Source organism: Microbulbifer sp. 2205BS26-8 (assembly GCF_030731025.1).
Taxonomy (GTDB): domain Bacteria; phylum Pseudomonadota; class Gammaproteobacteria; order Pseudomonadales; family Cellvibrionaceae; genus Microbulbifer; species Microbulbifer spongiae.
The window spans coordinates 13,761-36,670 of sequence record NZ_JAVAMR010000010.1 but is presented as its reverse complement, the minus strand read 5'-3'; the positions used below and the strand labels follow the sequence as shown (position 1 = coordinate 36,670).

The 22,910-nt window shown below is 58.0% G+C and carries 22 protein-coding genes; 14 read left to right on the top strand and 8 right to left on the bottom strand.

The window, feature by feature from the left end; all coding sequences use genetic code 11:
* Positions 1-71 precede the first annotated feature (71 nt).
* Positions 72-1,487, bottom strand: a complete 1,416-nt coding sequence (locus Q5Y71_RS05360; protein WP_306040689.1) for an aldehyde dehydrogenase family protein — start codon at positions 1,485-1,487, stop codon at positions 72-74.
* 169 nt (positions 1,488-1,656) lie between these two features.
* A complete protein-coding gene (locus Q5Y71_RS05355; protein WP_306040687.1) occupies positions 1,657-3,030 on the bottom strand; it encodes a glutamine synthetase family protein in 1,374 nt (457 codons plus the stop codon).
* Between the two features lie 160 nt (positions 3,031-3,190).
* On the opposite strand from Q5Y71_RS05355, the gene ppa reads away from it, so the two are divergent.
* A complete protein-coding gene (gene ppa / locus Q5Y71_RS05350) occupies positions 3,191-3,727 on the top strand; it encodes an inorganic diphosphatase (protein WP_306040685.1) in 537 nt (178 codons plus the stop codon).
* A gap of 115 nt (positions 3,728-3,842) precedes the next feature.
* Here the strand turns inward: ppa and Q5Y71_RS05345 are convergent, their stop codons facing one another.
* The 4 genes from Q5Y71_RS05345 to Q5Y71_RS05330 form a co-directional block, all read right to left on the bottom strand.
* Positions 3,843-4,343: a hypothetical protein gene (locus Q5Y71_RS05345; RefSeq protein ID WP_306040683.1), complete on the bottom strand. Its 501-nt coding sequence runs from the start codon at positions 4,341-4,343 to the stop codon at positions 3,843-3,845.
* Between the two features lie 15 nt (positions 4,344-4,358).
* A complete protein-coding gene (gene cysE / locus Q5Y71_RS05340) occupies positions 4,359-5,117 on the bottom strand; it encodes a serine O-acetyltransferase (protein WP_306040752.1) in 759 nt (252 codons plus the stop codon).
* A gap of 65 nt (positions 5,118-5,182) precedes the next feature.
* The gene (locus tag Q5Y71_RS05335; protein WP_306040681.1) at positions 5,183-5,332 is read right to left on the bottom strand and encodes a hypothetical protein; all 150 of its coding nucleotides are present in this window, start codon (positions 5,330-5,332) and stop codon (positions 5,183-5,185) included.
* Entirely contained in the window at positions 5,326-6,042 is a 717-nt protein-coding gene (locus Q5Y71_RS05330; protein WP_306040679.1) for a M15 family metallopeptidase, read from the bottom strand. Before Q5Y71_RS05330 ends, Q5Y71_RS05335 begins: the two co-directional genes overlap by 7 nt.
* A gap of 245 nt (positions 6,043-6,287) precedes the next feature.
* Here Q5Y71_RS05330 and Q5Y71_RS05325 point away from each other — a divergent pair, with 245 nt between their 5' ends.
* From Q5Y71_RS05325 to Q5Y71_RS05310, 4 genes are all read left to right on the top strand, one after another.
* The gene (locus tag Q5Y71_RS05325) at positions 6,288-6,572 is read left to right on the top strand and encodes a TfoX/Sxy family protein (protein WP_301414629.1); all 285 of its coding nucleotides are present in this window, start codon (positions 6,288-6,290) and stop codon (positions 6,570-6,572) included.
* 202 nt (positions 6,573-6,774) lie between these two features.
* Positions 6,775-7,659 carry a protease HtpX gene (gene htpX, locus Q5Y71_RS05320; RefSeq protein WP_301414630.1) on the top strand — a complete coding sequence of 295 codons (885 nt, stop codon included), beginning with the start codon at positions 6,775-6,777 and terminating at the stop codon, positions 7,657-7,659.
* 202 nt (positions 7,660-7,861) lie between these two features.
* Positions 7,862-8,917: a S1C family serine protease gene (locus Q5Y71_RS05315; RefSeq protein WP_306040676.1), complete on the top strand. Its 1,056-nt coding sequence runs from the start codon at positions 7,862-7,864 to the stop codon at positions 8,915-8,917.
* An 82-nt stretch (positions 8,918-8,999) separates the two neighbouring features.
* Complete coding sequence (locus Q5Y71_RS05310) at positions 9,000-9,344, top strand: Rieske (2Fe-2S) protein (protein ID WP_306040674.1); 345 nt, start codon at positions 9,000-9,002, stop codon at positions 9,342-9,344.
* Between the two features lie 24 nt (positions 9,345-9,368).
* On the opposite strand, the gene sfsA is transcribed toward Q5Y71_RS05310, so the two are convergent.
* The gene (gene sfsA / locus Q5Y71_RS05305) at positions 9,369-10,067 is read right to left on the bottom strand and encodes a DNA/RNA nuclease SfsA (RefSeq protein WP_306040672.1); all 699 of its coding nucleotides are present in this window, start codon (positions 10,065-10,067) and stop codon (positions 9,369-9,371) included.
* Positions 10,068-10,324: 257 nt separating this feature from the next.
* Between sfsA and dksA the strand changes: the two genes are divergently transcribed.
* From dksA to panB, 9 genes are all read left to right on the top strand, one after another.
* Positions 10,325-10,762, top strand: a complete 438-nt coding sequence (dksA, locus tag Q5Y71_RS05300) for an RNA polymerase-binding protein DksA (RefSeq protein WP_306040669.1) — start codon at positions 10,325-10,327, stop codon at positions 10,760-10,762.
* Between the two features lie 78 nt (positions 10,763-10,840).
* The gene (gluQRS, locus tag Q5Y71_RS05295) at positions 10,841-11,713 is read left to right on the top strand and encodes a tRNA glutamyl-Q(34) synthetase GluQRS (protein WP_306040668.1); all 873 of its coding nucleotides are present in this window, start codon (positions 10,841-10,843) and stop codon (positions 11,711-11,713) included.
* A gap of 131 nt (positions 11,714-11,844) precedes the next feature.
* Positions 11,845-12,021: a hypothetical protein gene (locus Q5Y71_RS05290; protein WP_169337099.1), complete on the top strand. Its 177-nt coding sequence runs from the start codon at positions 11,845-11,847 to the stop codon at positions 12,019-12,021.
* Entirely contained in the window at positions 12,011-14,971 is a 2,961-nt protein-coding gene (locus tag Q5Y71_RS05285; RefSeq protein ID WP_306040662.1) for an ATP-binding protein, read from the top strand. The genes Q5Y71_RS05290 and Q5Y71_RS05285 overlap by 11 nt, the downstream gene beginning before the upstream one ends.
* 127 nt (positions 14,972-15,098) lie before the next feature.
* Complete coding sequence (locus Q5Y71_RS05280; protein ID WP_306040661.1) at positions 15,099-16,490, top strand: sigma-54 dependent transcriptional regulator; 1,392 nt, start codon at positions 15,099-15,101, stop codon at positions 16,488-16,490.
* A gap of 1,339 nt (positions 16,491-17,829) precedes the next feature.
* Positions 17,830-19,209, top strand: coding sequence for a polynucleotide adenylyltransferase PcnB (gene pcnB / locus Q5Y71_RS05275; RefSeq protein WP_371876999.1), 1,380 nt, complete (start codon positions 17,830-17,832; stop codon positions 19,207-19,209).
* A complete protein-coding gene (gene folK, locus Q5Y71_RS05270) occupies positions 19,209-19,685 on the top strand; it encodes a 2-amino-4-hydroxy-6-hydroxymethyldihydropteridine diphosphokinase (RefSeq protein ID WP_306040660.1) in 477 nt (158 codons plus the stop codon). The genes pcnB and folK overlap by 1 nt, the downstream gene beginning before the upstream one ends.
* 108 nt (positions 19,686-19,793) lie before the next feature.
* Positions 19,794-20,477 carry a deoxynucleoside kinase gene (locus Q5Y71_RS05265; protein ID WP_306040659.1) on the top strand — a complete coding sequence of 228 codons (684 nt, stop codon included), beginning with the start codon at positions 19,794-19,796 and terminating at the stop codon, positions 20,475-20,477.
* Positions 20,478-20,482: 5 nt separating this feature from the next.
* Positions 20,483-21,295 carry a 3-methyl-2-oxobutanoate hydroxymethyltransferase gene (panB, locus tag Q5Y71_RS05260; RefSeq protein WP_306040657.1) on the top strand — a complete coding sequence of 271 codons (813 nt, stop codon included), beginning with the start codon at positions 20,483-20,485 and terminating at the stop codon, positions 21,293-21,295.
* A 233-nt stretch (positions 21,296-21,528) separates the two neighbouring features.
* Here panB and Q5Y71_RS05255 read toward each other — a convergent pair whose 3' ends face one another.
* Positions 21,529-22,497 carry a zinc transporter ZntB gene (locus Q5Y71_RS05255; RefSeq protein ID WP_306040656.1) on the bottom strand — a complete coding sequence of 323 codons (969 nt, stop codon included), beginning with the start codon at positions 22,495-22,497 and terminating at the stop codon, positions 21,529-21,531.
* Positions 22,498-22,910: the final 413 nt, after the last annotated feature.

Here is a 22,910-nt window from a genome sequence, read left to right as displayed (position 1 = left end):
GAATATTCCCCGGCCTTTAACTTCAGGGAGAGCAAAAAAATTGCTTCAATCCCCCCCTCATCCACGTTATCTCACAGCAAACTGCCCTTCCGCCCTTCCTCTTTGCCGGTTTTAAAATGAAACGACTTGGGCCGGGTCAACTGCTCGAAACCGATACGGGACAGCGTGCACCCCCTGCCCGACTGTTTTACGCCGCTCCAGGCCAGCTCCGGGTCCAGATAGTCACACCTATTCAGAAAAACCGTACCTGTTTCCAGGTGATCTGCAATCATTAGGGCAGCCCCTTCATCGCGACTGAATAGCGCTGCAGAGAGCCCATACCGGTTGTTATTCATCAGTTCCAGCGCCTCGCCATCGTCATGTATTTTTTGCACTCCCAGCACCGGTCCAAAAGATTCCTCGCGCATGACCCGCATCTTATGCCGCACCCCGGTGAGTAACTGTGGCGCCATATACTGAGTACCGCGCTGATCCATTGGGAAATCACCAGTTTGCAAGTGCGCCTGAGCCCCCTCTGCCACCGCCTCATCGATTTGTACCCGCACCCTGTCGGCTGCTGCTGCGCACACCAATGGCCCCAGAGTGGTCTGAGGGTCCTGCGGATGCCCGAGACGATATTGACGTATGATGGCGACCGCACGCGCGACAAATTCGTCGAATAGCTGCTCGTGGACATAGGCCCGTTCAATGCCACAGCAAGACTGCCCGGAATTAAAATAGGCCCCGTCCACTATTGACTCAACCGCCAGTTGCAAGTCGGCATCCGCGCGCACATATGCGGGGTCCTTGCCACCCAACTCCAGACCCAGCTGCACAAAACGGCCAGCCACACTGCGCTCTATAGCCGCACCGCCATCCACTGAGCCGGTAAAGGCGATATGCTGGATCTCCCCGGCGCACGCCAGCCGCTGGGTACAGGGATGATCGAGATGCAGATACTGGAAGACACCGTAGGGAAGCCCCGCCTCCCGAAAAGCTTCCACCATACGCTCGGCGCACAGGGGGGTTTGTGCGGAGTGCTTTAAGATAACCGCATTGCCCGCCAGCAAAGAGGGCACCACTGCATTCACCGCGGTTAAATAGGGATAATTCCAGGGGGCGATGACCAGGGAAATACCCAGGGGGTCGCGACGGATAAAACGGGTGAAACCCGGCTTGAACGGCAATGGGATATCTGTCAAAGCCGTCTCGGCAATATCCGCCAGGGTGCAGGCGCGTTCGGCAAAACCGTCAATCTCCCCCCCTGAGTATCGAATGGGGCGCCCCATCATCCAGCAGAGTTCCTCGCCGAGGCGCTTCTTGCGATCACAGAAACATTCCACCGCCCGATGCACTACGGCGATGCGTTCGGCTATTGGTGTCAGTCGCCAGGCCCGCTGGGCAGACGCTGCTCTGTCCAGGGCCACACGAATTTCCGCTTCGCCAGCCAGAGCCCGCTCCAGATACACACTGTTATCAATCGGTGAAATACATTGCAGATAGCGCATGCTCAAAAAACCCTTTTTTTATTTGCACCGCGATAGCTCTCCCCAACCCAACGCTTGGCCACCGGAAAACTGTCGGTGCGAAAACATCGTCCAACTGGCATTTTTCTGCTCGGCACTGGCCTGTAACCGGGTTCACCACCGGATATAGGACGCGCATCACTATTCCGGATCAGATGATTTCGAAATACCTGTCCAGTTCCCAGTCACTCACATGTCGCCGGTACTCACGCTCCTCCCACTCCCGGCTCGCAGCAAAATGATCGATAAACTCGCAGCCGAACAATTCGCGCGCCGCCTGGGATTTTTTCAGACTCTGCGCTGAATCCCACAGGGTAGTGGGCAGTGCCTGCTGGGCCTGCGGGGCCAGCGCATAGGCATTGCCTTCAATGGGGTCACTGGGCTGCCACTGCTGCACGATGCCGTAAAGGCCGGAACCCAGAGCGGCAGCCAGAGCCAGATAGGGATTGGCATCAGCGGCACCCAGCCGGTATTCAATACGCTGGGACTGGCTATTGCCCAGAATGGCGCGCAGGGCGGTGGTGCGGTTTTCCACACCCCAATTGGCACCGGTGGGTGCCCAGAAGCCGGGTACCAGGCGGCGATAACTGTTTATTGTGGGAGCGAGCAGTGCCAGAAATTCCGGCATCAGGCGCTGCTGCCCGGCGAGGAACTGGCACATGGTCTCGCTCATACCCTGGGCCTGACGCGAATCGACGAAGACGGAGTCCCCGCTGCGGGTATCACACAGGGATAAGTGAATATGGCCGCTCTGTCCGGGATAGTGACTGGACCAGCGGGACATAAAAGTCGCCATCAGGCCCCTGCACTGGGCCAGCACCTTGATAAAAGTTTTAAACAGAGCGGCTTTGTCCGCCGCTGCCTCGGCACTATCCACAGCGATGGCCGCCTCCAGAACCCCCGGACCCGTCTCCGTATGCAACCCTTCCAGCGGGAAATCCATGCGCTCACCCAGATCGAGGATTTCCCGATAGAGTCCCGAATGTACCGAGTTGCGCAGTACCGAATAGCCAAACCAGTCCGGAGTGAAGGGTTTGAGGTTGCGAAAGCCCTTGCTGCGTACCGATTCCGGCGTTTCATCAAACAGGAAGAACTCATACTCCAGCGCCGCAAAAGGCGCAAACCCCATGGCTTGGCAGCGTTCCACCACTCGGCGCAGAACTGCACGCGGGCACAATGCCTCGGCACGACCGTCAAATTCCGCCAAAAACAACAGCATATTGTCCTCGAAAGGAACATCACGACAGCTGTGAGGCAGGATACGTACCGGTGCGTCCGGGTAGCCCGTATGCCAGCCGGTGTAGCGGACATTGTCGTAGAGCTGGTCTTTCACATCCCAGCCCAGCACCACATCGCAAAAAGAAAAGCCTTTAGCCAGTGCGGAAAAGAATTTGTCACGGCTCATATACTTGCCGCGCAATACTCCGTCGATATCGAAAAGGCCCACTTTGACATGACTGAGACCGCGCCTCTCCACAATTGCGCGGGCCTCCTGCAGGGTTTTTACCTCCCGAGCTTTTACCATGACGGGTCTGCCCCATTGTTGTTATCAATGCATTACAGGATAGACCCGCCGAACGCCTTCGACGCCAACGCATTGCCAGAAGGTCGCAGCTTTCCGCACGGTTGACCAGCGTATATAATCCGCGCTCCAAAATTTTCCATTTACCCAGTCAGGACCAGCAATGAGCTTCGACAAAATCCCCGCAGGAATTGACCTGCCCAACGATATCAACGTAATCATTGAGATTCCTGCCAACCACGATCCCATAAAGTATGAGGTTGACAAGGATTCGGACGCAGTTTTTGTAGATCGCTTTGTTGCCACCCCGATGTTCTATCCGGCCAACTACGGCTATGTACCCCAGACTTTGTCTGAAGACGGAGACCCCCTGGACGTGCTGGTGGTAGCACCCTATCCGGTCATGGTTGGTGCCGTTATCCGCTCTCGTGTGGTCGGCGTGCTGAACATGACCGACGAATCTGGTGTTGATGCCAAACTGTTGGCCGTACCGCACAGCAAACTCACCAAGCTGTATGATCATGTTGAGGAAATCAGCGACCTGCCGGAGCTGTTGATCAAGCAGATTGAGCACTATTTTGAGAACTATAAGGCACTGGAGTCCGGCAAGTGGGTGAAAGTGGAAGGCTGGGCCAATAGGGAAGCTGCGCGCAGAGAGGTGCTGGCTTCTCGCGAGCGCTACCAAAAAAAAGAAGGCTGAGCGGGCCGCTGCCGACTGCCCCGGCAAATAAACGTTGGGATAAAGACAACACTACCGGCCCGTAGCCGGTAGTGATTTGCATCTCGCCAGGGTAACAGTGCCGCGTCAGAATTGCTCAATGGATATCCCACTGCGGAACCTGTACCGGTAAGATCTCGCCCCGGTCCCGCTCCGTTTCATCGAGCAGGAAGCCCTCCGCTGCACGCAGGCTGATATGCCCCACAGAAACCCGCACTGGCGCCACCTCCTTGCGCTCGTGATCCCTGACCAGATTCCCCTCCATTGGCGCGAGCGTCCAGTTGGGTGCCTGCACAGTGGAGGTATTAAGCCCGTCAGCGGGTTGTGACTTGGTTGCGGAGCCAACCTGGATAGTTTCGCCGCTGCATTCATTTCTGATGGTCACCTGCGCGCCGAGTTTGCCAAGGGTGACCTGGAACTGCTCAGCATGGGCGCGGCTGAGCCCTTTTTTCAAAATTAACGGTCGCCCACTGAACAGATGCTCAACAGACTGTGCCTGGCTCTTGAAAAGGCGGGCCATACGGGTTTTTACCTCATTGGCGGTAAATCCTTCAATCAGGTCACCGCGAAAGATCAGACTGTACGTGGCTTCTGGCATCCCTTGATCCCTCTGTTATACATCTGGGTCCAGGGTCTGATCCATGGTAAAGGCAGGGGCTTCCCCGGTTCGGCCACCAACCGGGCGCGCCGGTACCCCCGCCACCGTAGTGTGGTCCGGGACATCCTGCAACACCAGGCTACCGGCGGCAATTTTCACATCCGACCCCACCCGTACCGGCCCCAGTACCTTGGCACCCGCACCGATCATCACTCCGCGACCGATTTTTGGATGGCGATCCCCCGAACCGCGACCACTGCCACCCAGCGTGACTGAGTGCAGGAGGGAAACGTCGTCACCCACCACACAGGTTTCCCCCACCACCAGCCCGGACGCGTGGTCGATCATGATACCGCTGCCAAATGTCGCCGCCGGGTGGATATCCACAGAGAACTGCTCCGATACCCGGCTCTGGAAGTACAGAGCCAGGGTGGAGCGTCCCTGCTGCCAAAGCCAGTGGGCAATCCGGTGCGACTGCAGGGCGTGGAAGCCCTTGAAGTAAAGAAAGGGAATCAGGTACTGGTTACAGGCTGGGTCCCGGTCGTACCAGGCACAAATATCGGCGAGCATGCAACGGGCGATCTCGGGATCGCTTTGCAGGGCTGCGGCGATCACTTCCTGCAGGGAAGCAGCCGTCAGGGCACTGTGGTTTAGGATGGTGGCAAGCTGGTCGGCAATGGCGTGCTCGAGAGACCGGTGGCGCAAAATGGTATTGTGGAAATAGCTCGCCAGAATCGGCTCGCCACTGGCCGCTGCAGCGGCCTCCGCGCGCATGGAGCCCCACACATCACGGGGATTGGCTTGGCTATTGATAATAAACTTCCCGCCTTTTGTATCCACTATTCCACAATGTCCCTCAGGCTGTAGCGGGTGCGTACGTCAGGACCCTTTTGCCAGCGCAGCTTGGCAGGGATAGCGGGCACTTGCAACCACCGCCCCCGGTAATCAGAACCGGTGGACCAGATAATAAACACCGCTCGCCTCAGCACTGTGAAAATCCTGGGTAACAGTGATCCGGGACCCATATAAAGCGCGTATAGATTTCCTGGAGCTGCTCACACACCGTGTCGCAGAGGGCCAGATTGCTGCGGCGCAGCTGTTCGTCCAAGCGCCCCGGTGTAAGTTGTTGCTGCAGTTCCCAGGCGTATGGTGCATAGCTGAGATGCCAGCGCTCCGGGGCTACGCCGCCGAAGTCCTTGGCGTAGGGGCGAAACAGGCCGTAACTCCGACCTGAGGCAATACGCGTATCCAGCCACTGGTGGAAGGGGCCGAAAACCCCATCGCTGGCCACTTCCTGTGGTGTCAGTTGCGGGCGATAATCCTCCGGTACTGCAGCAGCATCGATAATATCGAAATCCGTGCCCCAGTGGTGGCGGGAAGCACCGGGCAGTGCAGACCAGCGCAGGATGGCAAATACCAGATCCCTCGGCGCCAGGCGAGAAATGTCCAAGGCCAACCCGCGGCTGTCGAGAACCGGCCGCACCCCCTGAGCTTTGCTGTTCCAGATAGTGCGCTGGCGCTTGAAGTCACGGAAACCGGAGACAACCCGGGGGGCGAAACCCGCATCCCGGGCATCCCTGCACAGGCGCTGGAAGGCCACCAGGGCCTCGGGGTGCAGCAGTTGCCCGGATTCGGGATCGAGGATGACATGCGTATCACCGAGACCAAAGAGGATACGCCGAAGAGATACGTCTAACATTAGTGTTCCATAGCAGCCTATTTTTACATTGCGGGCTAAAGTAAACAAACTCCGCTGCCCACTTTACCCAAGGGGGTCCCAAAATATGCGGGTCCGCCAGTCTTTGCCGGGAGGTGTAACAGACGCTGTCCGCTGTGCGTCGGCAATAATGTTTATTGGCGGAGCGTTGAAGTATGTTAAGTTCAGTCGCGCGATTGAGGGAGTGATCGCATTACCTGGACGTTAAACCTAGTAGGGAAAACTGAATGCATCCGAGCCAATCAGAACTACTGAAACTGAAGAACCTGGGCCTGGCCTCTGTCAATATTCTGCACTCTATCGGTATCCGTTCCTACGACGATCTGCACCGCATAGGCCCGGTAGAGGCATTTATCAGTATTCGCAACCGTGGCATCAACGCTTCCAGAGTCATGCTCTACGCCCTGCAGGGCGCGCTGATGGATGTGCACTGGAACGACCTGGACCCCAACCTCAAGCAGCAACTGGCCAGCGAAGTCGACCGGCTGCTCGCCACGCAAAACCCCGAATAGTTTAACAGACAGTCCTCAGTTCATATGCCTTGTCAAGCGGTAGACCACCCCCGCTCTATTGGGTTTTGCCCCTTGAAAAGCTGGCGCAACTGGGTAGAGTTGCCTGTAGTTTAGGGTCCGGGTCCGCTTGTCTCCCTGTGGGTATACGCCCTACCCGGCGCTATCTAAACTTCTCTGTGAACAACTCAGAAGGAGAGCACCGATGTTGCGCATTGGGCTATTCTTGCTGACCAATTTGGCTGTTTTGGTCCTGGTTGGCATTATTTTCAATATTTTTGGTATCGGGGGCATCCTTCAGGCCAACGGGGTAGACCTGAATCTGGGTGCCCTGCTGCTCCTGTGCGCCCTGTTCGGCTTTGGTGGTTCTTTTATCTCGCTGTTTCTCTCCAAGACCATCGCACGTATGAGCACCCGCACCCAGGTGATCACCGAACCGCGCAGCGCCGATGAGCAGTGGTTGGTGGAAACCGTGCGGGAACTCTCGCGCAAAGCCGGTATCGGCATGCCAGATGTCGGTATATTCCCCATGCCCCAGGCCAATGCCTTCGCCACCGGTTGGAACCGCAACAACGCTCTGGTATCTGTCAGCGCCGGACTGTTACAGCGCTTTGGGCGCGAAGAGGCGCGGGCAGTGATCGGACACGAAATCGGTCATGTAGCCAACGGCGATATGGTGACCCTGGCACTGATCCAGGGGGTGGTGAATACATTTGTCATGTTCTTTGCGCGCTTGGTGGGTTTCTTTGTGGACCGGGTGATACTGCGCAATGAACAGGGCCTGGGCATCGGCTACTACATCACTTCCATCGTGATGGATATTGTATTCGGGTTTTTCGCCATGATGGTTGTGGCCTGGTTCAGCCGTCGCCGGGAATACAGGGCGGATCATGCCGGCGCCACCCTGGCCGGCCCCAACGCCATGATCGCCGCCCTGGAGACACTCAAGGTGGAATCCGAGCGGGGCCATGAGCAACCGCTGCCAGGCAATATGAAAGCCTTTGGTATCTTCGGCAATATGGGCGCACTGATGGCCACTCATCCGCCCCTGACCGACCGCATCCTCGCACTGCAAAACTTCCGCAAATAGCTTCGAGTAACAAACCGAACCCGTCGCCTGGAGGCTACCCTCAGCACCTGCCAGAGCTTCGGCCCACAGGACCCGGGCATCGACCCGGGTCGGGCCAGGCACCCTGGCAATAAACACAGCTGAAGCAGAAGTCAGATCTTCCCGCCTCTGCTGCGGGCACGGTAAACTTACCCCCTCGGTCGCAAAACAAAAACTGCCATCCATGACACCGCTGAACACACTGACAGCCCCCCTCTTCACGTTACTACTCTGTTTCGCTGCCCCGCTGTTTGCGCAGGTACAGGACTTTGCCACCGACGACGAGCGCAACACCATGCAGGTGTTCAATTTCGCCAGCCCCTCGGTGGTGTATGTCACCAATGAAACCCTGGTGCGCGATCGCAGAACCCTGCGGCTGCACGCAGTGCCCAAAGGCGCCGGCAGCGGCTTTATCTGGGATCAAGACGGTCATGTAGTCACCAATTTTCATGTGATTGAGGGGGCGCGCAAGGTGACCATCACCCTGCAGGACCGCAGTGAATGGCCGGCAAAGCTGGTGGGTTCGGCGCCGGAAAAAGACCTCGCGGTGCTGCAGATCGAGGCCCCCAGAGCACTGTTGAAGCCGCTGGTGGCAGGTACGTCCGGCAACCTGTCGGTAGGGCGCAAGGTACTCGCCATCGGCAACCCCTTCGGCCTCGATACCACCCTGACCACCGGGGTGGTCAGCGCCCTTGGGCGCGAGATTGAAGCGACCAACAACCGCACCATCCGCAACGTGATTCAGACCGACGCCGCCATCAACCCGGGGAATTCCGGCGGCCCGCTGCTGGACTCCCTGGGCCGCCTGATCGGTGTCAACACCGCCATTTATAGCCCCAGTGGCGCGAGCGTGGGTATCGGCTTCGCCATTCCGGTTGATACGGTCAAGAAAATTGTACCGGAACTGATCAAACACGGCCGTCTGGTACGCCCAGTTCTCGGCATTGAGTCCGCGCCTGACCAATGGAACAATCGCTACGGATTCGAAGGGGTGGCGATACTGCGCACAGCACCGGGGATGCCTGCAGAAAAAGCCGGCCTGCGCGGTATCCACCGCACCCGCCAGGGCGGCTGGCAACTGGGGGACGTGATTGTGGAAATGGAGCGCCAGCCCATTCGCAGCTACGACGATCTTCTCAACGCATTGGAAAAACACCGCGCCGGGGATGAGGTCACCCTCGGGGTCATGCGCGATGGCATCATACGCTACACCGCCATTACACTCGCCGCGCCCCGGTAACGGCAAGTAAAGCCTGTGCGCAGAAGGTCCCAACTGGCGGACTGTGCCACAATGGACCACTACCCCCAAGAGTCGGATATGTATGCAGAAATACTTCCTGTGCCGCTACGATGCATTGAGCGAAGGGCAATCCAAGGGCTTCTCCCTTGGCGACAACACCACCGGCACCGACAATGTGTTCGCAGTGATGAAAGGGGGTGAAATATATGTTTATAGTAATATCTGCCCGCACAGAGGCATTAATCTCGACTGGCAGAAAAACCAGTTTCTCGATCCAGACGGCGCACTGATCCAGTGTGCGTCCCACGGTGCCCTGTTCCTGATTGAAACCGGTGAGTGCATTGCCGGTCCCTGTAGCGGCGATGCCCTGACCCCGGTACCGGTGGAGTATGCCCAGGACGGGCTCTACGTCCTGCTGCCGGAATAAAGCAGCCCCAATCGAGCGAGACACTCAGGTAAGCGGCAGCCTCTCCGCCAGGGTTATCTCCCCCGCGCTCAGTCGCGCCTTGTAGGCGAGTACTTCTACCCCTGTAGACACCGCACTATCGAGTGCCTCTGCATAGCCGGGATCAATTTCCCGCGCCGCCTCCACACTCTCAATGCCACTGTGCTGCACACAGTAGAACAGCACCGTGCGCACGCCACGCTCGGCCAGCTTCTGTAGTTCCCGCAAGTGTTTGGCGCCCCGGACGCTGACCGCATCGGGAAAGAAGCCCCGCCGCCCCTTTGCCAGGGTGACATTTTTCACCTCGACGTAACAAACGCCGGCGCGGCCGGACAAGAGAAAATCAATCCGGCTTTTCTCTTCGCCGTAGCGCACCTCCCTGCGCAGGGACTCGTAGCCCTGCAGTTCGCGAATGGTTCCGGCGAGCACAGCCTCCTCCACCAGGGCGTTGGCGCGCCCGGTATTTACCCCCGCCAGGGCACCCTCGGGCGTGGCGGTGATCTCCAGGGTATGGCGATACTTGCGCTTGTGATTGCCGGAATCCGAGTACCAGCAGGGGCCTCCCACAATCCAGCAGTTCTTCATGGAACCGGTATTCGGACAGTGAATGGTGAAAACCTCACCTTCCGGGGATTCCACATCGGCCAGGAAACGCTTGTAGCGTCGCAACAGGGTTGCCTTTTGTAGCGGAGGGGTAAACTTCACAGGCCAAGCTTTTCTGTACTTTTAAACGCCACAAAATAGCAGACAACTATTTGTAGCGCGAATCGCGCAGATTTGATAGCTTCCACGCTCTCGGTCACCGAGGGATATCGGCAACCGAGGCAAGGATTAGCCTGCCACCTCAGCTGTTTTGACCGGTGATAAACGCATCACCCAAAACGTTTGCGGTCTGGGCTAGATTGAATTTGGTGGTATCGCCCCCATTATCGGGGGCCCGTATAGAAAGAGAGGCACCGATTATGCCCAAAACTGCTGCGAGCACCGATTCTCTGCACGGCTTTGAGCCCTACCATGAAGCCAAGGGCGAGGAGTACATGAATGAGAAGCAGCAGGAGCATTTCCGCAACTTGCTGTTGGCCTGGAAAGCCGAGCTCATGGCGGAAGTGGACCGCACCGTTTCCCACATGAAAGACGAGGCTGCCAACTTTCCCGATCCCGCCGACCGCGCCAGTCAGGAGGAGGAGTTCAGCCTGGAGCTTCGTACCCGCGATCGCGAACGCAAGCTCATCAAGAAAATTGATGCCACCCTGGAGTTGATTGACCAGGAGGACTACGGCTACTGCGAAGCCTGCGGGGTTGAAATTGGTATCCGCCGCCTGGAGGCGCGCCCCACCGCCACCTTATGTGTGGATTGCAAAACCCTGGCGGAAATCAAGGAGCGGCAGATTTCCGGTTAATTTCCAACCGGCAGCAACCCGAAGCGCCCGAGGTCTCCCGGCCCGGTAGGGCGGTCTGCGGGGCCACCGCCAATCACTTTGGATAGTGCTCACCCCTATATTGGCCGTTTTGCGCCCTCGCCCAGCGGCCCCCTGCATTTTGGCTCGCTGGTGTGCGCACTCGGCAGTTTCCTCGATGCCAGGGCCCACGGCGGTCAATGGCTGCTGCGTATGGAGGACCTGGATCCCCCTCGCGAAGAACCAGGAGCCGCTACCCGCATCCTGAAAACCCTGGAAGCCCACGGCTTGCATTGGCACGGTACCGTTGCCTGGCAAAGTAAGCGCTCTCCGCTCTATGAGGATACTCTGCAGCAGTTGCATGAACAGGGGCTGCTGTACCCCTGTTACTGCTCGCGCAGCCGGATTCGCCGCAGTGGCGGGCACGACAACATCAACTGCCGCACCGGAAACCTCGGCAAGGGTACCTGTGCCCTACGCCTGGTATGTGCCGGCAGCGAAGAGCATTTTGTGGACATCTGGCACGGAGTACAGTACCAGCACATTCGCGACGATACCCTTCTCAAGCGCCGCGACGGCCTCTACGCCTATCAATTGGCCGTGGTGGTTGACGATCTCTCCCAGGGCATCACCCATGTGGTGCGCGGTGCGGACCTTCTCGACACTACCGGTGCGCAGATACGCCTGTTCCGGGCACTCTCCGCCGCACCGCCGGTATTCGGACACCTGCCCCTGGTGATGGGACCGGGAGGCCGGAAAAAGCTGAGCAAACAAAATCACGCCCCGGCTGTCGATGATGCCAATGCAACGGGCAATCTCTGTGCCGCGCTGGCGTTTCTCGGCTTTCATGTGCCCGACTCCCTGGCGCAGGAGAGGCCGGAAATCATTCTCAACTGGGCCACAGCCCACTGGCAGCGCCACCAGATCGATAGACGCAACCGGCAATTGCACTGAATTGCGTTGACAATTACCCTTTTTATGCCTGTCATGCTCGGCCCCAGGCAACAGCCGGTTTACCCCTGCGCATAATTAGCTGGCCTGGCAACTGCGTATTTCTACTTCAAAGCGGGTTTCCAAGGGGACTTATGAGCAACCGCACTCTGCTGATTCTGCTCGTGCTGGTGGGTTATGTATTTTCCCCCACCATTTTTACCTGGATGATCAACCCCGTGGGCGCTTGGTACCGGCCCTTTATCCTCTGGTTTGTCCTGATCCTGCTGGCGATTTTTATCCAGTGGAGGCGCAAATCGAATGAGCTTTGAAATAGCCCATATCGCCCTTGTGGGCGTCGCCTATATCGCCATCCTGTTCTTTGTTGCCTTTGCCGCATCCAAGGGCTGGATGCCGTCGCGCTGGGTGCGCCATCCCCTGGTGTACGTGCTCTCCCTGGGGGTCTCCCTGTCCGCCTGGACCTTCTATGGCATTGTCGACCTGGCCTGGCAATACGGTTACGGCGTCCTGGCCTACTATCTGGGCACCGGCGCCATGTTCCTGTTCGCCCCGGTGGCCCTGGAACCCCTGGCGCGACTGGCCCAACGCTACCAGCTGTACTCTCCCGCGGACCTGCTGGTATTCCGCTACCATAGCCGTCAGGCGGGTATCCTCACCACACTGTTTATGCTGTTGGCACTGATGCCCCTGGTGGCCCTGCAGATTCAGGCGGTGTCGGAGACCCTGGCCCTGTTGTCCGATGACAGCGTCACGGCCCTGGCCCTGCCGGACAGCAACGTGTCCAGCAAAAACCTGATCGCCTTCCTCTACTGTGTGTTGCTCGCAGTGTTCACCAGCATGTACGGCGCCACCCACGAGCGCGGGGAAGGACTGGCCAGCGCCATGGCACTGGAATCCCTGGTTAAACTGGTTGCCCTGACCGCCGTTGGGGGCTACGCGGTGTTCGGTGTATTCGGCGGCTTCGCCGGCCTCGACCAGTGGTTGCTGGAAAACAGTGACATGCAGCAGCGGCTCTACACCCCCATTGACCAAGGCTCTTCGCACACGCTGCTGTTGGTCTTTATCGCCACAGCCGTAGCCATGCCACACATCTTCTACCTGAGTGTCGCCGAGCGCCCAACAAAGCAGGCACTGCACACCGCCAGCTGGGGCTTCCCACTGTTTTTGCTGCTGATGGCCCTGCCGATCTTTCCAATCATGTGGGCGGGCTTTGCCCTGGGCGTGGCAGAGCCCGTGCAGTATTTCTCCCTGGCGGTACCCCGCACCAGCGGCTCCGCACTGCTCACCGCGCTCGCGTTTATCGGCGGTCTTTCCGCCGCCACCGGCGCACTGATCATGATCACATTGGCACTCTCCACCATGGTGATGAACCACTGGCTGCTGCCGGGCACCCGCTGGCATTCAGAGGACAACATGTACCGGCAACTGGTATGGCTGCGCCGCGCCCTGATTGCCGCGCTATTCGTTGCCGGCTTTGCTTTTTATCTGCTGCTGGACAACCGCCTGTCTCTGTCGGACCTGGCCCTGCTGGCATTTATCGGTTCCCTGCAGTTCCTGCCGGGTATCTTTGCGGTTATCCACTGGCCGCGGGGCAATCGCCGCGGTTTTATTGGCGGCCTGCTCGCGGGCATGCTGATCTGGGGCTGCTGCCTGTTGCTACCGTCAATCCTCGGCCTGACCGGTATCGTCCTCCCCGGTACTTCAATACGGATACCCCTGGGGATGTCCATTTGGACCCAGATCACGACCCTGTCACTGGGCGCCAACATACTGCTGTTCGCCTGCCTGTCGCTGTTTACCCGCGCCAGCAGCCTGGAACAGTACGCCGCCGACCTGTGCAGCGATGACACCATCGCCCAGGCCTTGCGCCTGGGGCTCGATGTGGAGTCCGCCGCAGATTTTCGCCTGCGCCTGGCGGAAAGCCTCGGCGCAGCCACCGCCAACCTGGAGGTCAAGCGCGCCCTCAGCCAGCTCAACCTGCCGGACAATGAACGGCGCCCTTACGCCCTGCGCCAGCTGCGCAACCGGCTGGAAGCCAACCTTTCGGGACTGCTGGGGCGGGTACTGGCCGGGCAGATCATCGACCGCCACTTTCCCTTCAAGAACGGTGATCAACCGGCCAATAAAGATATTCACCTGATCGAGACGCGCCTGGGACGCTACAAACACCAACTCACCGGACTCGCCGCAGAACTCAACAATCTGCGCCTATACCACCGCCAGATGCTCGAAGAGTTGCCCATGGCCGCCTGCTCACTCGGCCGCGACGGCGAGATATTGCTGTGGAACTACGCCATGCAGGACCTCACCGGCATCACTGCCAGCGGGGTGATCGGTTCCAAACTGGATTACCTGACCGAACCCTGGCGCGGCCTGTTGACAGAGTTCGCCCAGTCTGCCAATGCCAGTCGCTTCAAACAGCAGGTCAACCTGGGAGGCAACAGCCACTGGCTCAACCTGCACAAGACTCGGCAAAAACGCGACCGCAACAACCGCACCCACAACGAGCGCGGCGATGCCCAGATGCTTTTATTGGAAGATATTACCGAGACACAGGTTCTGGAACAGGAGCTGATGCACAGTGAACGCCTCGCTTCGGTGGGCCGCCTTGCTGCCGGTGTCGCCCACGAGGTGGGCAATCCGGTCACCGGTATCGCCTGCCTGGCACAGAATCTCCAGTTTGACTGCGACAAGCCGGAAGTTCTGGAGACCGCCGACCAGATCCTTAGCCAGACCCAGCGTATCAGCCGTATTGTGCACTCACTGGTTAGCTTCTCCCACACCGGCAGCCAGGAGAGTGAACGGGCTCCGGTGGATCTTTATGCCTGTGTGCAGGAGGCGGTACAACTGTTGTCGCTGCAGCGGGACAAGACGGAAGTGCGCTTCGATAACGCCGTGCCGGAAGACCTGATCGCCATCGGCGACAACCAGCGTCTGATCCAGGTATTTATCAACCTGCTCAGCAACGCGCGTGACGCCAGCCCCGACGGGGGCCATATCCGTATTGAAGGCCATATCTCCAGGAACAGCGCCTGTGTTTCGATCACCGATGAAGGTCCGGGAATCTCCCCAAAGCACCGTGAGCGCATCCTCGAGCCCTTCTTCACTACCAAGGAGCCCGGAGTGGGCACCGGGTTGGGATTGGCGATGGTGTACAGCATTATCGAGGAGCATGGTGGGCAGTTGGAACTGGTCAGTCCGGCCAATAAAGAAACTGGACGCGGTGCAAAGTTTATTGTACAGCTACCCCTGGCGGGGTAAGTAAAGGAATCTCAAAACGATTAAATTTTGTGCAAATGCACTTCAATTCTGCGTTTTTGAGTTGCATAGAAACGGCGCACAGGTAAAACTAGGCGCTTGCTGAGTATTTTGTAACCAGGCGTAACACATGAGCCACATCCTGATCGTCGAAGATGAAGCCATTATTCGAACGGCGCTGCGCAAGCTTCTGGAGCGGCACCGCTACAAAGTCAGTGAGGCGGGTTCCGTTCGGGAAGCACTCAACAAGTATCGCCTGAACACGGTAGACCTGATCATCTCGGACCTGCGCCTTCCCGGTGCACCCGGCACCGATTTACTCAAGCCAGCCGGCGATATCCCCGTGCTGATCATGACCAGCTATGCCAGCCTCAGGTCCGCCGTGGACTCCATGCGCATGGGGGCCGCGGACTACATCGCCAAGCCTTTCGATCACGACGAGATGATCACCACCATACGCCGGGTGATCGGCAAAGCCGAGCAGAGCCGCATCCAGGCCCCGGCGGAGAAAGAGAGTACCAACGCCATCGCCGGCATGATTGGTAACAGTCAGGTAATGCGTGAGCTGTATGGCCGCATCCACAAGGTGGCTCCTACCGATGCCACAGTGCTGGTACATGGCGAAACAGGCACCGGTAAGGAGCTGGTTGCCCGCGCAATCCACGAGGAGAGTCACCGGGCCGGCAAACCGCTGATATCAGTGAACTGCGCCGCCATCCCCGAAACCCTGATCGAATCGGAACTGTTCGGTTACGAAAAAGGCGCATTTACCGGGGCACAGAGTGCCCGTGAAGGACTGGTAGCTGCCGCGGATGGCGGCACCTTGTTCCTCGATGAAATCGGTGAACTGCCCCTGGAGGCCCAGGCGCGCCTGCTGCGGGTAATACAGGAGGGAGAGGTGCGCCCCATTGGCTCGATTGAATCGCGCAAGGTGAACGTGCGACTGGTAGCAGCCACGCATCGCAACCTGCGCCAGCTGGCAGCGGATCGCAAATTCCGTGAAGATCTCTACTATCGCATCAACGTGGTGCAGATAACCCTCGCCCCCCTGCGGGAGCGCGGTAGGGACATACTGGCACTGGCAGAGCACCTGCTGGAAAAATTTTGCCAAAAAATTGAGCGCCCGCTTCTGCGCCTGTCCCCTGAGGCCATCCAGGCGATCACCACCTACGCCTGGCCCGGCAACGTGCGGGAGCTGGAGAACGCGATCCAGCGCGCGGTGATTCTCACCGACAGGAGTAGTGAAGAAATCGATCATAAAATTCTGGATATTGATCTCGACCTGGTACCCGTGGAAGAGGCCAGGGGCTCAACACGCCCTCGCAGCTTGCACACAGACCCCCGCGAGGACCTGTCCCTGGAAGACTATTTCGCCCGCTTTGTGATTGAACACCAGGACACCATGAGTGAGACCGAGCTGGCCAAGAAGCTGGGTGTCAGTCGCAAGTGCCTGTGGGAGCGGCGGCAGAAACTGGGGATTCCGCGCAAGAAGACCCGTCGCAGCGCCGTCGCCGAGGCCTGACCCTCTTTCCCATCCGCTTCAGAGTCCCCTCCTCTTCCCCCCGCCGGCAGCCGTGGCCCGGCCAAGGCTGACTGAGGCAAGTGTTACCCAACCCATCCACAAGTAACAATTCCCGCACCTTCCGTAACGCGAAGAGTCCGTGAAAAGTTCCGTGAAAATATGTAAATGTTTTAACTTGTTGATTTATAAGATTTTTTTAAAGTTGGCACATAAAGTGCTTTATTCTTGATACAAAAATTGAAAACGGCTAACAATAAAAATAAATGGCCGTTGCAGGCCCTAAAACAACTCACAATAAGTGGGCAAAACACAATAACAATAATGGGGCGGTCGACAATAAGAGCAATGAGAGACCAAAACCGCAACAACAACAATAAATAATAAGAAAAAATCCTAAAAAAGAAGAACAACAAGCGCGTTGAAACTGACTGAATTGTACCTGGGATAGGGTGTTTGCTTGACTGCAAATTGAGAGCGCAAGGAAGCCGCTACCTTCATAAAGAAAATAAGACTGATTCTCATTCGGTCGGGCAGTCACCAGTTGTTCTGAAGGTGTTCTGCCAGTCCCATTTCTCGCAAGAAGATCTTTCCTCCACCCCGTCTACCAGCAACTTTCCTGATGAGTGCACGCCACCATGTCATTGGGCTGTGTACCACCATTGCTGGATACCCAAGCCTACTGAGCGGACTTTTATGGGGTTTTCTGGACCAGGTCTCGGGTCTTATGCCATTGACATAAGTGCTACACCTACAGGGCAATGGTGTGCAATCTTCACAGGCACTCAGGGTACGCAGAGCTATCGGGCCCTTCTTCGTATGGCTGTCCCGCTTGCATTCAGCTCAGGTCGCATGCCTTATTTTTTGGCCTGCGGCGACATGCCACTGTTTGTACGGTCAAGTGCGGATACAAAAGCAATGCCCAAACGGCACAGCAACCCGGCACCGGGTGTGCAGACAGGAGCCAAGACGCAGTTTGCTGATACAGACAACCCTATAAAAAAAATGCCTGTGCCTCTGGGTATATTTTCCCGTTGGCCAGGGAAGGATTTCCGGATCTTCCAAGCTGTAATAGTTCCCATTTTCATTGTCAAAATGCCCGACACCCGCAGATTGCGGGTGCATTCCATAGGGTATGTTAGAATCGCGCCCGCAAATCCAGATCGCTGGAGACAGGTGCCACTTGAGCGCCTGAATTTGTACTTCAACCCTGGCCAGCCCGGGGCTACAGGACCAGCAGTATCCCCACCCCCCAGGTTCCTGGGTGGGAAAGCATGGGCACAGAGCCTGCCCCCACTGCCGTGTGGCCAAAGCGCAGCAGGGTTTTTCCGGTCATCCACGAATGGCAGCAGTCGAGACAGACAGCCGTATGCTCAACAATTTGATTACTCGTATGAAGCGCTGGCGCAAGCCGGCCAAGCAAGGCCCCAGGGTCATCACCCGCAACAACCACAATATCTCACGGCAAAACATCAGCCGTGCAGCACTGACCGTTATGAAGCGCCTGCAGGACGCGGGTTACCAAGCCTTTATTGTCGGCGGCGGGGTGCGTGACCTGATCCTCGGCGGCCACCCCAAGGACTTCGACATCGCCACAGATGCCACCCCGGAGCAGGCCAAGGTACTGTTTCGGGGCGCACGTATTGTGGGGCGGCGTTTCCGTATCCTGCATGCCCGTATTGGTCGCGAAGTCATAGAAGTGACCACTTTCCGCGGTCACCACACAGATGGTGAAGAGCACAATGCCCGGCAATCGGAGCACGGGATGCTGCTGCGAGACAATGTGTACGGAGATTTGGAAAGCGATGCCAAGCGCCGGGACTTTACCGTCAATGCCCTCTACTACACCACCAATGGCTTCGCCATCCACGATTACACCGGTGGTGTAGAGGATATTGACAGGCGCCTGATCCGCATGATTGGCACACCGGTTACGCGCTATAAGGAAGACCCGGTGCGCATGCTGCGCGCGGTGCGCTTCGCCGCCAAACTGGACTTCAGCATAGAAAATAAAACTGCGGCCCCCCTGAAGGAGCTGGCACCACTACTGCGCAATATCGCCCCCGCCCGCCTCTTCGACGAAATGCTAAAACTGCTGATGAGCGGCCAGGGTGAAAGTACCTTTGAACTGTTGCGACGCTACGAATTGTGGCCGCATCTGTTCCCGGACAATGCCGTCCAACTCGGCAACAGCCCCACGGCCCTGGCGCTGACCCGGCAAGCCCTGCGCAATACCGACCAGCGCATTTGCGCGGATATGCGGGTCACCCCTGCGTTTCTGTATGCAGCCCTGCTCTGGCCGGCGGTAAACGCGGAACAGCAGAAGCTGGTGGAGAAGGGAACGCCTCCGGTACCGGCACTGATCCAAGCTGCGCAAAAGATCACAAGTGCCCAGTTGGCACACACCGCCATCCCGAAACGCTTCTCCATTCCCATGCGCGAAATCTGGGACCTGCAATACCGCCTGCCCCAGCGTAGTGGCAGCCGTGCCCTGCGCATGATGGAACACCCCCGATTTCGCGCTGCCTACGATTTTCTGCTACTGCGCGAAGAGTGCGGTGAGATTGAGGCCGGACTCGGTCAGTGGTGGACCCAGTTCCAACAGGCCGATGACGAACAGCGCCAGCAAATGGTACGCAAACTGCAGCGCAATGGCGGTAGCCGTCATCGCGGCCGCGGCTCCCGCGGTGGGCGCCACCGCAAACCCCGGACAACCGGCTAGTGGACACTGTCTATCTCGGGCTCGGCAGCAACCTGGCGCAGCCCAGGAAACAACTGCGCAATGCCCTGGTGGCACTGGCTGATATGCCGCAAAGCCAACTGCTGCGCTGTTCCGGTTTCTATCGCAGCGCGCCCCTTGGTCCAAGCGGGCAACCGGATTACATCAATGCGGTCGCAGAATTGCGCACAGGGCTCTGCCCCCTGCCCCTGCTCGACCAACTGCAGGCCATCGAGGCGGCCCACGGGCGCGAGCGTTCCCTGCGCTGGGGAGCGCGCACCCTGGATCTGGATATACTGCTGTTCGGCGAACAATACATTGACAGCCTGCGCCTGCAGGTGCCGCACCCCCGTATGTTCGAACGCAACTTTGTTCTGGTACCGTTGGCCGAATTGTCACCCAATCTGCGACTCCCCACAGGGGAAACACTGGCACAGCTGCTGCAGCACTGCCCACACAATCGCCTGCAGAAAATCTGATCGACCACCCCGACCCCTGAAAAGTACTCGACTGCGCGCCCCACTTGATAGTACTTTTGCGCCTGTAGCCCACCGGGGGAAGACGTCCCAGCCTTAGGAATCGTATACGTGGTTATCGAAAACAGCGAAACGCCGGGTGAGTTCAGCCTGCCGGGCAAGCCATTGCCCAAGTTTATCGCCGTAGAAGGCAATATCGGCGTGGGTAAAACCACGCTTGCGAAGAAGCTGGCCGCCACCTTCAATTATGACACCCTGCTGGAGCGGCCGGAGGAAAACCCTTTCCTCGCACGTTTCTACCGCGATCCCAAAGGTGCGGCCCTGCCGACCCAGCTGCACTTTCTTCTGCAGCGCTCCCAGCAAATCCAGGCGTTGCGGCAGAACGACCTCTTTGAACCGGTCCGGGTAGCGGATTTCCTGATTGAAAAAGACCAGCTGTTTGCCCAGGTGACCCTGGATAAAAATGAACTCGCACTCTACCAGCAGGTATTTCGGCACCTCACTCTGGAAGCACCCAGACCGGACCTGGTGATCTACCTGCAAGCGCCCCTGGAGTTACTGCAAAACCGTATCCGCAATCGCGGCATCCCTGCAGAGCGCGCCATCGGCAACGAATACCTGGCCACCCTCAACGAAGCCTATACCCGCTTTTTCCACCACTACGACAGGGCGCCTCTGCTTATCGTCAACAGTGAGGAAATCGATTTTGCCAATCACCCAGAAGATTACCGCCAGCTGGTCGAGTACCTGCTCACTGTCACCAACGGCCGACACTATTACAATCCGGGGAGTTAAGGCTTATGTATGCATCCTTTGAATTAGAACGGCTCGTCACAGCTCAGACCCTGCGCAAAAAGAAAGAACAGGGAGAGAAATTTACTGTCGTTGCACTCTATGACGCCCCCATGGCCACCATGGCCCAAAGGACTGGTGTTGAGGCGGTACTGGTGGGGGATTCCCTCGGCATGACCGTACTCGGCTATGACAGTACCGTACCGGTGACCATGGAGCAGATGATCTACCATGTGGAAGCGGTGGCACGGGGCAACAAGAAGTCCCTGATTATGGGCGACATGCCGTTTATGACCTACGCCACACCAGAGCAGGCCATCGCCAACGCCACCCGTATCATGCAGGCTGGTGCCCATATGGTAAAAATTGAGGGCGGCGCCTGGCTTACCGAAACCGTGAAGATGCTCACTGACCGCGGTATTCCGGTTTGTGCCCACCTGGGCCTAACCCCACAGTCTGTACACAAATTGGGGGGCTACCGGGTGCAGGGGCGCGACGCCGAACACGCCAAACAAATCCTGGATGATGCCATCCAACTGGACCAGGCCGGTGCCGACCTGCTGGTGCTCGAGTGTGTTCCCGCAACCCTGGCCAAAAACATCACCGAATCGGTTGCCATACCCACCATCGGTATCGGTGCCGGACGCAACACCGACGCCCAGGTGCTGGTTATCAACGATATTCTCGGCCTCACCGAGCAACCGCCAAAATTCTCCAAAAACTTTCTGGTGGAAGCCGAGGATATTCCTGGTGCACTGCGCAAATACGCAGAAGACGTCAAACTCGGCCTCTTCCCCGGCGACCCGCACATCCTCAAATAAAACGGCGGGAATGACCTCCGGACCTGGGCATCACCACAGTGCACATCGGCTTGAGCCGGGACCCGCCAGGTTCAGCGCCCTGGGCAGCCTGTCTGTTTGAAAAATTCCTGCCCCCGCCAGCCAGTGTCATCCTCTGGAGTAAGGCATTTTCGGCATCCCGGCTGAAACACGGGCCCCAGGCTGGTGGTGACAACCTTTACCCCCACAGTGCGCCGACTTCCGTGTAAGAAGTGCTACAGCCATTTCTTCCAGTGAAAGAAAACTAATTGCCCCGCAAGGGCCACCACCAGTAAAACACAGAAAGCGATAAAACCACCGGCGGATTCTTCCCAGGGAATACCGCCGACATTGATACCAAACAGGCTGGTCAAAAATCCCAGGGGCAGGAATATAGCGGCGACTACAGACAATACGTACATACGGCTGTTGAGCTGGTCGGAATTGCGGCTCAGAATTTCCTCCTGGGCAATCGCAGCGCGCTCGCGCACGGTATCGATATCATCGATATTCCGCTGCAGGCGCTCGTTGACATCACCCAATAAAGCATGGCTCTCCTCGTCGAACCAGGGCATAGCTTCCTGTTGCATGCGCGACAGTACCTCTCTTTGCAGGCACAGGTAACGGCGCAGTGCAATCGTTCTCTTGCGAAACTGCACCAGGTTCACTCCCAGGCCCTCCCCTCCGCGCTCCAGAAGCTGGTCTTCCAGGTCATCCACCCCCTCTTCAAACTCCTCGGCCCGGTCGCTCATACGCAATACCAGTAAATCCGCCAGGGAGACCACCAGCGCGGCGGCGCCCCGGGGGCCACAGCCACTCTCCAAACGGGCTATCAGGTCCTCCTCTGCCAGCAGGCGCCGTTTGCCGGTACTGATAACGCGATTTTCCTCTACCCACACTCGGATCGAGACCCGGTCCTCTCGGCGCGACTTGTGTTTTGGGTCCACCCCGCACAGGGCCAGGAAGAGCCCGTCATTCACTCTGAGAGTGCGGGGCCGCATCGGTCGCGCCAGCAGGGCTTCCACCACGATTTGCGCCAGCCCGCTGTCAGTGCGTATCCACTGCACGACCGCTTCCTCAGCACGATCAAAGTGGAGCCACAGCACTCCCTGGCCAGGATGCCAGGCCTCCACTTCAGGCCAGGTCATTTCCCGCCCTGAGCCCTTTCGATCAAGCAGGGTTGCATGAACTTGTTCCGCTTCCACTGGTATATGCCTGCCTTCACAACGCCTCCCAAGACTGCGCACACCTAAGGGGAAGCGTTAGGTTGTTTTAATCCAGCGCCATTTTGTTCCAGTGCCGCCAAACGTGATATCCGTTGGAGCCGGAGTGGCTCCAGCGGCTTCGTCACAGCCGCAGGTTGCTACCGGCCCTGCCCATAGAGGTATGATTGGAACTCAGAGATACCCTTTGGACACCACTGTAATCCGGCCCTGAAAATCTTTATAAACACTTGACCAGATGCTATGTCGACTGCTTGGCCAGGGTGAGCAAATAAGCGTCAAAATTTCACGCTGAAACTAATCGGTGATCTGTTGTTGATGGAGAGGATCACAGCTCAATACAAAGGCGGGCCGGGGAATATAGGGCCGGCAGGTGAGACCCGATAGAAGCACCT